The sequence below is a fragment of the Cellulomonas sp. P4_B5_2 genome (assembly GCF_056402235.1).
Genome location: NZ_JBFUHU010000074.1, coordinates 1 through 12186 on the forward strand (window position 1 = coordinate 1; position 12186 = coordinate 12186).

General features: G+C 67.7%; 9 protein-coding genes. 5 read left to right on the plus strand and 4 right to left on the minus strand.

Going from position 1 to position 12186, the window contains the following annotated elements:
* A partial coding sequence (locus AC1DUQ_RS07220) for an eCIS core domain-containing protein (RefSeq protein ID WP_477073571.1) occupies window positions 1–1078 on the minus strand: 1078 nt, incomplete at its 3' end.
* Between the two features lie 407 nt (window positions 1079–1485).
* On the opposite strand from AC1DUQ_RS07220, the gene AC1DUQ_RS07225 reads away from it, so the two are divergent.
* Complete coding sequence (locus AC1DUQ_RS07225; RefSeq protein WP_477060621.1) at window positions 1486–2448, plus strand: outer membrane protein assembly factor BamB family protein; 963 nt, start codon at window positions 1486–1488, stop codon at window positions 2446–2448.
* A 261-nt stretch (window positions 2449–2709) separates the two neighbouring features.
* On the opposite strand, the gene AC1DUQ_RS07230 is transcribed toward AC1DUQ_RS07225, so the two are convergent.
* The 3 genes from AC1DUQ_RS07230 to AC1DUQ_RS07240 all read right to left on the minus strand — a co-directional run bounded on the left by AC1DUQ_RS07230 (window position 2710) and on the right by AC1DUQ_RS07240 (window position 7049).
* Entirely contained in the window at window positions 2710–3351 is a 642-nt protein-coding gene (locus AC1DUQ_RS07230; RefSeq protein ID WP_477060620.1) for a class I SAM-dependent methyltransferase, read from the minus strand.
* A gap of 660 nt (window positions 3352–4011) precedes the next feature.
* On the minus strand, window positions 4012–6471 hold the full coding sequence (locus tag AC1DUQ_RS07235) for a GmrSD restriction endonuclease domain-containing protein (RefSeq protein ID WP_477073572.1): 2460 nt from the start codon (window positions 6469–6471) through the stop codon (window positions 4012–4014).
* A 299-nt stretch (window positions 6472–6770) separates the two neighbouring features.
* Window positions 6771–7049, minus strand: a complete 279-nt coding sequence (locus tag AC1DUQ_RS07240) for a hypothetical protein (protein ID WP_477073573.1) — start codon at window positions 7047–7049, stop codon at window positions 6771–6773.
* A 246-nt stretch (window positions 7050–7295) separates the two neighbouring features.
* Between AC1DUQ_RS07240 and AC1DUQ_RS07245 the strand changes: the two genes are divergently transcribed.
* From AC1DUQ_RS07245 to AC1DUQ_RS07260, 4 genes are all read left to right on the plus strand, one after another.
* A complete protein-coding gene (locus tag AC1DUQ_RS07245) occupies window positions 7296–7613 on the plus strand; it encodes a hypothetical protein (protein ID WP_477073574.1) in 318 nt (105 codons plus the stop codon).
* Between the two features lie 115 nt (window positions 7614–7728).
* The gene (locus AC1DUQ_RS07250; protein WP_477073575.1) at window positions 7729–8853 is read left to right on the plus strand and encodes a hypothetical protein; all 1125 of its coding nucleotides are present in this window, start codon (window positions 7729–7731) and stop codon (window positions 8851–8853) included.
* Window positions 8854–9035: 182 nt separating this feature from the next.
* The gene (locus AC1DUQ_RS07255) at window positions 9036–9566 is read left to right on the plus strand and encodes a hypothetical protein (protein ID WP_477073576.1); all 531 of its coding nucleotides are present in this window, start codon (window positions 9036–9038) and stop codon (window positions 9564–9566) included.
* A gap of 2 nt (window positions 9567–9568) precedes the next feature.
* The coding region (locus AC1DUQ_RS07260; RefSeq protein ID WP_477073577.1) for a UvrD-helicase domain-containing protein at window positions 9569–12186 on the plus strand (2618 nt) is incomplete at its 3' end.

Here is a 12186-nt window from a genome sequence, read left to right on the forward strand (position 1 = left end):
CCTGGTAGGGGCGGATCGAGTCGATCGTCCGCAGGTTCGCGACCACGCCCGCCCGGTCTCCCGACGAGCTCGGGCTCAGCGCCCGCGCGAGGCGAGCCTGGCGACGCTCGGAGCTCGCCTGCGCCAGGTCGGCCTGGAGGCCGGGCGCTAGGCTTCCTAGCTCCTGTCGGAGGATCGCTCGGTCGTCGCGCGAGAGGTCGGGTCGCTGGAGCCACGACGTGATCCGGTCGACCTCCGCCCGGATCTCCGCGGGGTCCGTCGTCTGCGTGCTGGTCTGCTCGCGCAGGATCCGGGGCATCTCGGTCTGCGGCGGCAGCTCGGGCTCGGCCGCTGCCTGCCTCCCCCGCCTTCCGCGTCGACGCGGCCGCGGCCCGTCCTGGGCCGCCATCGCACCCTGGCGACGCGCGATCTCCGCCGTGAGCGCCTCCTTGGCGTCCTCCATTCGGTCGGTCTCGGGCGTGCTCGCTACCTGGCGGGAGATCCACTCGTCGACCTCGGTCAGCTCCTCGAGCAACGCGGAGTATCCGTAGTCACGCACGTTCGGCGTCGACTGCAGCCAGTCCGTCGCCGCGAACGCTATGTACTGGACACCCGTGCCGAGGACGTCCTCCCCGGCCAGACCCGCGCCGGCGTGGAAGCCGGCGTCGACCGCCCGTGCCTGTCGCTCGGCTTGGTCTGGGCTCGCCGAGCCAGGTTGGGTCTGCTGGGCGACGTGGACGAGCTCGTGCGCCACAAGGCGCTCGGGAAGCGGCCGGCCCTGGCCGACGGCAAGCGCGACGTCTCGGCCGACGGTAAACGCGGATGCGCCGGCCGCGCGCCCCGCGGCGCGCGCACGAGGGCCGATATGCAGCCGGACGCCCGAGAGGTCCGCACCCGTGACCCGCTCAGCCTCGGCCCTCAGCCCCGAGGCGACGGCCTCACCCGGCCCTTCGAGCGCGCGCGCAGCGAACCGGTCGAGCTCGTGGCGCATACCGGGCGTGCGGGCCTCGAGTCGGGCCGGCGAGTGCGGTCGTGGCGCGCGACCGGCGTCGCGCGACGGGGCCTGCTCAGGTATGGCGACCGCGTGCGCATACGTCACGGGGAGCTCCGTCCTGTCCCGAGAATCGTCTCGCCGTCGGTACCCGGGCACAACACCCGCGAGCCGCGCGCGCAGGCGTAGCTGCTCCGGTGCTCCCTTGCAGACCTGCCGCTCCTGCGCACCCCGGGAACCTCCACCCTGAGCCCAGACGGCACGACCGCCGCCGTCTCGGTCACCTCAGCCGATCCCTCGACCGACGACGTGGCGCCTCGTAGTCGGGAGGGCGTGGGTCGAGGGCACCTATTCGACCGGTGCATCGAGCCAGGAGCTCGAAGGGAGCCTCCTACCGGCACCAGACCTCAAGGTCGTCGAGGACGACGCCGTCGGGGACTTCCTCGACGTGGAGGTGGCGGGGATCGAAGACGATTTCGGGACCGCGCGCGGTGAGCACGCACATCGTCTGCCGCTTGGGTCTCCCCGCCTCCTCAGCGGCCGAGCTCCCGGCGCACGGCCCCGGATCCGAGGCCTGCTTGGTGGTGCTCGACGCGCAGACCGGGGAGAGGGTCAGCGATCGGAGCCTCGAGTACGGGTTCGGCACCGTGGAGACGCTCGGCTCCGACATCCTGGTGACGACCGTGCTCTCGGACGGACGCGTGCAGGTGACACGCGAGGACCCCCTGACCGGTCGGGTGCGCTGGACCGCCCGGAGCGAGCAACCGCTGCCCGGCGCCGGGTTTGGACGGGGGCCACACGCACCCGAGACGAGGACTGAGCACGGCGTCACCGTGGTGAGCGGTCCCCTAACGATGGCCCTGTCCGAAGACGGTGAGGTCCTGGGTGAGTGGCCGGCGGGAGACGGCCTGCGCCCGGTGGAGCTCGCCGACGGCCGATTCGTCGTGGGCACCCCGGACGTTCCGGGCACCCTCCCGTACGGCACCGTCTCTGCCTCCGATGCCGGGGATGGGTTCCCGATCGACGGTCCTCACCTCAGGCTCGCCGTCGACGACGGCTCGGCGAGCGACCTGCCGCTGACCACCAGCGCGAGCGCCACCGAGGTCGTCGCGCTCGACGCCCGGACCGGCGAGCCCCGATGGAGCGCGGAGGCGACGCCTGAGGACTGGGACCTCCTGCTGGACGACCGCCTGATCACCACCTTCGGGGACGACCTCGTCGCGGTGGACACCCGCACCGGCGAACGCCTGTGGACCGCTCCGGACGATCTGCGGGCCTGCCGTCCCCTGCTCACCGATGGTCACGCCGTCCTCGTCACGACCGGGTACGACGACCAGGAGCCGATCCTCACGGCGGTCGACGTCACTGACGGACGTGTGCTCTGGACGGCGGCGGGGCCTCCGGGCACCGTGGCGTTCTTCGAGATCGGCCGGCACCTCATCGCCCTGCAGCAGGAGCAGATGACCCGCCTGGGCTGATGCACGCCGGCGGCGAGCCGCCTGAACACCTGCCGGCTCTCGTCGTGGGGCGTCGCGTGCCGCGCCGGTCTGTCAGCGCGACGCGAACTGCACGATCGGCGTACACGCAACAGACCATCTTGGCCGACTCCGCGAGGGCTCGAAGAGCGGGGCCGGTTGCGGCGCGGTCTCTCACTGTGCGCTACCTCCAAGCGCGACTCCGGCAATCACTCGACCACTGCGCTCGCCCCAAGACCAGACCGGATATCTGGGCACGCCTGGTCATCGTTCGAACCCGACGACATCCCAGACCAGACCAGGATGACGGTAGCGAGGGGTCAGCCCCTGAGCTGTCAGGACGCCCTCCATGCCCGTGGGCGAATGCACGAAGGCGCGGAAGTCGTTGCGCCTCAGTCGTCGCAACTCGTTCTCACACCACAGCGCCACACGAGTCATCCCGTTGCGCGGTGGGTGGGAGAAGACCAGCAGCCGCCGGGCATGGCTACCTGCAGCCGCGAGCAGCCGTTCGTAATCCGGGTAGCAGCACACGACGCGGTGCAGCACGACCACGTCGGCCGGCTCGACGTCGTCCGGAGCCGTCGCGATGTCGAGGAACCGGCGCCTCACTTGTCCGGTCAATCCGGAATCTTCGAGCAGAAGTCGAGCCTCGTCTTCGTAGTTGGTCGAGATCTCTAGGTTCGTCGCCAAGGCCGCTCCGCCGCGTAGGAGCTCGATCTGGATCTGGCCTACGCCCCCGCCGATCTCCAGGACCGTGGCGCCCTCGATGCCGCGCTCGGTGAGAAACCCGACCAGCCGCTCCTCGACGCGAGTCAGGCCGCGCTTGCGGAACCGCTGCGCCATCTGGCGCGCGAACCGGTCAGTGAACGTGGCCTGATAGTCGCCTGGACCGCAGCAATCGCCCACTTTGAGAGTATCCGGCTGTTCGGTGTGACAACGCAATCGTCAGCGGGCTGCGGTCCTGAATGCGAAGACCGCGCGGGCCGTCCTGCTGACGCGTTGCTAGCCGTGCGTGCAACACATATCGGCACGCGTGGACCCCACCGGCAGTCCCTTCACCCGATAGCTCGGGCGACGGGCTCTAGGGCCTTCGAGGGCCACGCGCCAGGACTGAGCCGGACGCAGTCTGGCATTTCCGTTGAGAGCGCCAACCCATAGCCCCACAGACCGCGCAATTGCCGGTCGGGGCACGTACAAGGTGGAGGCGGCGGGAATCGAATGCGTTGAGAGCCGTCTGAAACCGTTGGTTCGGGACCGCTACCTGCAGGTTCGCTCGTGACCGGCTCGGACGAATCTCGTCGGTTCGGGCTCGACCGTTGACGGGGTCAACGCGACCCGGCGGCCCGGCTTTCGAAGCGTCGAAAAGGGTTTTGGCGGGCCGAAAATCGGTCGCCTACGCAGTTGCACAAAATCCCGGAGTAGTGATCTGGTCCCGCCTGCGGAGCACACCGCTCGCTCCAGCTTGGGCGAAACCTCAACCATCTGATCCTAGCCTGAGGATCGCGCTAAACGGATCTCGCCATCGCACAAGCCGAGGCCGCCGACTCAAGTCCCCGGCCCGAGTGGTCAGTCAACGCCGAGTGCGTCGCTAGGCTCCACGAGCTTGAGTAGTTCGTCCGCACCAAGAGCCCTTTCGGGATCAGCCCGGCCGTCGACAACCTGGACGCCTTCGGAACGCAAGAGGACCGCCGGGTCACGGGTGTCATCAGGATCGATCCAGGCGAAGTGCGCGGAGACGACGCCACCGGTCGCCAAGACTCGATGGGCATTGATGCACTGCGGACACGAGGCGATGTGATTTCCGACGGGTTGCGGAGCCGTGCCGACTACGTCGGCCAGCTGTCCGTAGGTCGTCCAGTGACCTTCGGGAATCGCGTTCAGGATCGCGTGCAACAGCGCCCAGTCAAACGGCGCGACCGACGACTTGGGCTTCGTGCCGTTGTACGCCGACCGAACGTCGAGCAGCGACCGACCGTCAGGCAGCCGCCAGAAATGCCAACCATTGGTACTCCCTCCCCGAACGTACGTCCCCGCCCCGGAAGGTGATTCGAATGTGTGTCCGTCGACATCGAGTTGGCCGTTCGGTCGGACAAGCGCCTGGTGCTGCTGCCACCTACCCGCCCGAGGAGTGAGCACAGTCCCGGGCACAAGCAGTCCGGCGCCGATGAGGTGCTTCAACTCAACCCAGTCCTGCGCCTTCTTAGCCAGCGGGTCGTCGACGCTGCCCGCATGACCGTCAGGTACCGGCCACGTCGCAAGGATCGAGTCGACCATCTGAGCTGTGCGCTCATCGATGCCGGCCTCGTCCCAGACGTCGGGCGCCGACCGCAGCAACCGGCTGTTGAGCAGCAGCGTGTCGTGCTGCTGCAGAGCCTCTCGCTTCGCACCCCACGGGCCGTTGGACACCTTGGAGTTCAGGGACGCGGTGAGCAGAGTCAGATTGCCGAGGCGGTGGACGTGGTCGGCGCGATTCACCTCGTCCGCCTCCGTCGCTACCGGCCAGTGATCCGCCCACTTCTGTGGAAGTACGTGCTCGATCGGGTAGCCGGCCCGAGGGACTTGCGGCTGGCGGGTACTCGCACGGGATCGGTCCTCGATCGCCTCAAGGAGGAACCGCAGTCTCGACCGCTTGAACCGCCGGTACACCTGCTCCGAGGCGAGGGCTCGTCGAATCTCCTCGTCGCCGGGCCAGTAGGTGCTTGTCACACTGAGGCGGGCCAGATGGACACGGACACGTGCCCCGAGATCCACGGGCGCCGCGTCGCGGTGAACTCGGATGATGTCTGCCACGATCCGGCCGAGGTCCCCACCCGCGAGCCTGAGCAGCTGACGCCGCACCACCCAGCTCTCGGCCATACCGACGACCTCGTCGACGACGTCCGAGGGGATGTCGCGCCCTGGTTCGCGCAACCAGAGAACGAGGGGTTTGAGGAGCTCGAGCTCCGAGGCCCGCATCCGGTAGAACGCCATCTCCACCCGAGTGAGCTGGCGGTACGGGTCCTCAGCGGCTGTTATCCATCCCTCATATGCCTCGGCTTGCGCCTTGATCACAGGCAGCAGCTCAGACACTTTCTGACCCGACTCGCGTTCGACGAACGCTTTGAACCGGGAGAACGTCGCTTTCGGACTGATCTCCTCGCCCACCCGGGAGATGAGCCACTGGTTGAAGAACAGCGAGCTGCGGGTGACGGGGTACCGGCCAACACTGAGCTCAACTTCCCAGAACTTCGACTCGAACGGCCAGTCCTCGGCATACGCGCGCTTGGTGTCGACACCCTCGGAGGCCAACCGCTGGAAGACGAAGTTCTTGATCAGGTCGGCCGCCGTCAGGGGCGTTCCGCGCGCGTTGAGAGTCTCGAAGATCTCCTGGGAGTTCTCGTTCGGTGCCAGGTTGATCGAGACAATCTGTAGCCCGCGCGTCAACGCGTCGACCAACGCAGCGCTGCGATCCTCGGGGCCTGCGTCGGCCACCGCGGCGAGTCCGAGCCACTCACGCACCATGTCGGTGAAGTACTCGTGCGCGAGCGCGACCAACGAACCCGCGTGCCGCAGCCGCGCGTGATCGACCGGCGGCTCCGAGGACATCACCTCGTCGAAGGCGGCCCGGTCCCGGTTGGTGTGACGCAGCTTCAGGTGCGTCTCCCCAGCCGGCACGTACATGGACTGGTTGTGCGTCAGGGCATCGAGCTGGTCGGCGAGGGCGTCGGAGCCCATCTCCTCGAGCACTGCGGCAACCGCATCCATTAGCAGCTGGACCGTGGTCAGCCGCTGCTGTCCATCGATGACGTTGGCGGCTTGAAGGCTGCCGGGAATCGGGTCCTGGGACTGGACCACCACCGCCCCCAGGAAGTGGGTCGGGTTGCCGAACCGGTCTTCTAGCCGGAGCTCCGCCAGGCGACGCACGTCGTGCCACAGGGGCGCCCACTGCTCGTCCCTGTTCCAGACGTAGGGGCGCTGAAACGGGGGCACCACGAGGTGCTGCGGCATCAGGAAGATCTCTTGAGGTGTCCTGACGTGCGTATCCATCTGCCCATCCTGCCCGGTCGGAGCAGAGCAAACGCCCGGCCTCCGTCGGCGAGGCCATTTCCTGAGCCGACTCGTCGGGGTAACTGTGGCTGGGGATCCGCCGGGCACCCAATGGTGACGGCGTAGCAGAGATGATCGAGGAGGTCTTCGAGCCTGGTCGCCGGTGCATCCTGGCCCGTTTCTCGAGATAGGTGCGACGACTCCAGCAGCAACGTCCGGACTGCCCGAGTCGAGAGGCATCAGCGTTCTCGCCTCGTGCTCGGAATGCTCGCTTGTCCGCCGCGCAGGCGTGCGAGATGTCACCAATCGCCGTGGCGGATCCGGTCGTCCATCAGAATTGCCCAGGTGTAGGACGGGCCCTGCCGATCGTGGAGGTCGGACGGCCGAGTGGCGGGCATGCGCTCCGCTGCGCGCAGGAAGTTCGTACGCGACAGGGAGCGGTTGATCTCTCGCCCCACCCGGGTTACGCGAAGGTAGGCGCCGGGGACACGGTACGTGAACGGTTCACCGGTCACTGTGCGGAACTCCGCGCCGGCGTGCGCCTCGATGCGCCGCCAGATGTCGTCGAAGGTGGTCAACGGTCGTGGTCCTCTCGTCGAGCGACAGGGCGAACAACGGCACCCCAGCAGACGCGGCCTACCGATGACATCGAAGCACTTGAACGACACCCTAGGGGGCGACTGCAACCATGCCRCGAACCGTGCGGCGCCGCTGCAGCTGAAATCGGTTCGCCCGCCGGGGGCACCAGTGGTCGTGACGTTCCAAGGATCCGGTGGCACCGCATTCGCCGCGAACCACAGCGCCCGTGGCGTAGCGTCCTGCGGGTGACGCGATATGAGTACGACGAGGAGGCGAGCGCGGCCCTGCACATGGACGTCGTGCACGAGGTAGAGGAGCCCACCGCCGCCTCCGCTGCACGGTGGGTCGAAGCAATGCGCCGCCTCAACGGGATAGACGACCTGCTCGCGCGAAGGCTCCTGGCGCTGCACCGTGACTGCGGGTCGGGTACGGGCGTCTGCGACGACGACGAGGCCGACTCGGAATCGATCGAGCGCCGCCTTAGCTGGGGCTGCGAGACGACCGCGCTCATTGCCCAGCACTACGGCGTCGACTACCCGACGGCTTCGCAGCGCCGCGCCTGAGCACCAGGCCCGGGCCGAGCCGAGCCGAGCCGTCAGCATTGCGGAGCTGCGGCACGGCCAGGCTGGCACGGCCTCATTGCTGACCGGAAACGGTGGGTGCCCGCATGATCGTGAGGTGACCGAATCAGACCCAGCGCCGAACCTGTCGTTCATCGTCCCGGGTGCCAGCGAGAACCGTTGGAGTGACCTCCTTGCAGTACTGCTGACATCCGACCCTTCGCCACTCGCCGCTCTGTTGGGAGTGGAGTTCGATTCGGTCAGCCGCGAGGTCAGCGTCTCAGGGCCATCGGGACGAGCGGACCGGCTCGATCTACTCCTCCAACGTGGCGGGACGCCTGTCGCGGCCATCGAGGTCAAGCTCCTCTCCGATCTCGGACCGCAACAACTGACTCGGTACGCTGCCGCGTTTCCGGACGCCGGCGCTTACCGCGTGCTGCACCTCGCCGGGCTACCCGTCGTCCTGCGCCACGCGGATCCTTGGAAGTCAGTGACGTGGGAGGAGGTTCTCGATGCCTATGCGGTGAGCACCCACACCTGGGTCTCGACCACCGCGCGCGCCTGGCGGACCCAGCTCGCGACTCTGGTACCGGTCGTCGACGCTGCCACAGTGTGGAATGACGTCCCCGCCGACGCCGCTGGGATGGAACTGGCTCTACGCGCTCGAGTTGCATGGCTCTCCCGACGGATGGACTCGTGGAGCGCGTTGGAACACGACCTCGATCCCTCCTCCGGCGGCGGGAACTGGGCGGTCCGCATGTGGGCACCCGCGTCGAAGCCCGATCACGTCGTGACTGCAGAGATCCAGGAAGGGATGACTGCCTACGAGTGGAAGCCGGACCCTGTTCGGCCTTACAGCCAACGACTCAAGGGCCCCGTCGTGTTGCTCGGCCTACGCCAAGACTTCGTCACGACATCCGCAGGCTTCGATTGGGCGCTGCTCCACAAGCTCTTCAAGGAGCAGATCCTGGACGAGACCGGTTCTCCGCATCCCGGGTACGCGTGGCAGACGACGGCGGCTCGCCCGAGTGACCCGACGGACAAGGAGAAGTGGAAGGCCATCGTTGACGCTGGGGCCCCGGCTTGGCTGGGCAAGGGCTGGGGGATGAAGGTCGCTCAGGGCACCCACTCATGCCTCTTCGGGGCGCGCCTGGCCATCCCGCCGAACAGCACGCTCGGACAAGTCGAGAAGGAGCTCGTTCGGATCGAGGCCCTCGTCGCTCGAATGGCCAGCCACGGCTAAAGCTCTCACCGGCTCTGCGAGTGGGGCCATTGGCTCCACTCGCCACAGTTGACCGCGGGCGCAGCGGGCGAGGTCCTGCGCGCGTTCGTACCGCATCGACAGATCTGCGAGCCACGTGCAAGGTCAGGCGTGCCACAGCGGAACGGCTTGTGTCGGACGTCGAGCGTGCCGAATGAACAAGCATGACGGACTCGACCGCGCCGGACCCGACGGCCCTCGCTGCACGGGCGGGAGAGCAGCTGATCCGGACCGTCGGCGGCGGCAAGCTCCACATTCGGGGGTGCTCCCACTTCAGCGCCACGAGTGAGTTGCGGGTGGCGACTGAGCAGGACGCCGCAAGGCTTGAGCTGTGCACGGCGTGCGCGGCCGAACTGAACGGCCAGGGGCGCACCGCGTTCGACACCGTCGACAGCGCCATGGAAGCGTTCAACATGCCCATCGAAGCGCGGAGCAAAGTGAGGGAACTGGTCGCCCACGTCGACGCAGACCGCATCTGGATCCCCTACTCGCGGTCGTACATCGCGCTGGGAAAGGACGGCGCGCGCGCGCTCTACATCGGCAAGACCTACGTGTGGATCGACGGGGAGCTGACGACCCTGCCGGGATATGCACCCGGCGGAGGCGGCGGCACGGCAACCGCGGAGCGGGTCACTCCCGTCTGTCCCACCTGCGGGTTGGAACTGCCCCGCACGGGCATCTGCGACGGTCGCTGACCGTGAGCAACACCTGGTCAGGCACCGGTGGGTGGACGCTGTCGCACAACCACGACCGCCTCACGCTCTCCGAGACCACCAACACCGAAGTGTTCGTCGGCACGGAAGCCGAACGGATCACGGTGTCGCGAAGCTGGATGCACAGCACTCTGGTCGTTCGAGGAACTCCGAAGAAGAGGCTCGGCGGCGTTGGCCGTCGCGACGCGAAGAAGATCCGTGCCGCCATCCACCTGGTGCTCGCCCGCGGGAAGATCGGTCCCGATCTCGCACTCGTGGTCGAGCGACGGACTGCTTTCGAACGCCTCCTTGCCTCGCGCCTCGACGAGCAGCGATGGATCTCCCACGACGCCGTCGGAACGGTGCTGACAGGGCTTCCGAGCCGGGCGGATGTGATGGCCAAGTTGAGTGCGGCCGAGGACGCCGCACTGATCAGCCACCTGACGGACGAGGAGACACGCACCCTGGACTTCCTCGACGCGGACCACCGCGCGCGCATCGCTCTCGCCAACGACGAGATCCTTCTGCGCGAACGCTCGACGCGGCGGGGCTTCTTCGACAGGGTCGAGAAGTCGCCGCTCACCGAAGAACAGGTCGGCGCCGTCGTCGCCTTCGACAGCCGCGTGCGGGTCATCGCCGCGGCCGGCTCAGGCAAGACGTCGGTCATGGTGGCCCGCGCCGCCTATGCGATCGAGCGGGGATTCGTCCCAGCCGACCGGATCCTCATGCTCGCGTTCAACGCCGATGCCGCCAAAGAGCTTCAGGAGCGCGTGAGGACTCGGCTCGGCGTCCTCGGTCTCTCCTCCGAAGGACTCCGGGCCAGCACGTTCCACTCGTTCGGGCTGGCGCTGATCGGTCAGGCCACTGGGCGGAAGCCCAGCATCGCGCCGTGGGTGGAGAATGGGCAGGACGCCGCGAAGATAGAGCGGATCGTCGACGACCTGCGTGGGTCCTCTCCCGACTTCCGGTACAGGTGGGACGCATTCAGGCTTCTGTACGGTCGGATGTCCGATGAGCCCGACGGCGGCGAACCGGATGGCTATGACCGGTCAACTCGGCTCACCGGGTTCCAGACTTATCGCGGCGAGACCGTCCGCAGCGAGGGCGAGCGTCTCATTGCCGACTGGCTGTTCCTGAACGGCGTCAACTACGAGTACGAGCGCCCCTACGCCTACGACGTGSCCGACGGGGCCCACTCGCAGTACCGCCCCGACTTCTTCTACCCCGACGCCGACCTCTGGCACGAGCATTGGGCGCTGCGAGCCGATGGCACACCGCCTGAGAGCTTCACCGGTTACGCCGAATCCATGCAGTGGAAGAAGCAGCTTCACGAGCATTTCGGTACCTCGCTCGTGGAGACGAAGTGGCACGAGATCATCGACCTGAGCGGCTTCGAGACCTTCGCTAAGGACCTCTCGGGCCACGGCCTGGACCTCAACTGGAACCCCGACCGCCCGATCCCCGGAGCGATCCCGCTGGAGCACGAGCGGCTCGCCCGCTTGGTCCGCACCTTCATGTCGCACGTGAAGTCAGGCTCCCTGACGCGCGAGGACCTGGACGCGCGCCTGCTCCAAGGGCCGAAGCGCGCAAGCCCCCGGACCCGGCTCTTCCTGGACCTGTACTGGCGGATCCATGACCGTTGGGAGGCTGACCTCCGCGCCATCAACGCGGTGGACTTCGACGACATGCTCCTGCAGGCCGCCGAACTCGTGGAGCGCGATCCCGGCCTGGCTTGTTTCGATCTGGTGATGGTGGACGAGTTCCAAGACACGAGTCGGGCGCGGGCGAGGCTGACCAAGGCACTCCTGCATGGCAACGGGAAGTACCTGCTCGCGGTGGGCGATGACTGGCAGGCCATCAACCGCTTCGCCGGCGCCGACCTGTCGGTGATGACCGACTTCGCTGCCTACTTCGGCCCAGCACAGACGCGCCGACTTCAGACAACGTTCCGCTGCACCCAGACCATCGCCGATGTCGCCAGCCGTTTCGTCTCCCGCAACCCCGCCCAGATCAGCAAGACCGTCCGAGCGGCCAGGGGAGACGGCGGTCCGCCCGTCACCATCGTTCGCGTCGATAGCCGCGAGGCGATCCCCAATGCAATTGCGGACCACCTCGCGAAGCTGACGACCCATGCGCCCGGAAGCAGCGTCGACGTGCTCGGCCGCTACCGCTTCGAGGAGCAACTCCTCCCGCAGCGGACCTATCCGAAGCTCGACGTCACCTTCCGCACCGTCCACCGGTCGAAGGGACTCGAAGCCGACTACGTCGTGCTGCCGAGCGTGACTCGGGGCACCTATGGGTTCCCCAGCCAGATCCACGACGATCCGGTCCTGTCGCTCGCGATGACCGGCGATGACGGGTTCCCGCACTCCGAGGAACGCCGCCTGTTCTACGTCGCCCTGACACGCGCTCGGCACGGCGTCACGATCTTCACCGTCACGGGCCTGGAGTCGCCATTCATCGTCGAACTCCTTGAGGGCCCGGACGTCGCCGTGGACAGCTCGCGGGCCTCCAGCGCGAAGATCCGGGTGTGTCCCGGCTGCGGCGAAGGCACCCTCGTCCAGCGCAAGGGCGCCTACGGGGCATTCTTGGGCTGCAGCCGATTCCCGAAGTGCCGCCAGAC

Coding starts and splice junctions, on each gene's coding strand:
- AC1DUQ_RS07235 (WP_477073572.1), bottom strand. CDS start 6,471: ATGGATACGCACGTCAGGACACCTCAAGAGATCTTCCTGATGCCGCAG.
- AC1DUQ_RS07255 (WP_477073576.1), top strand. CDS start 9,036: ATGACGGACTCGACCGCGCCGGACCCGACGGCCCTCGCTGCACGGGCG.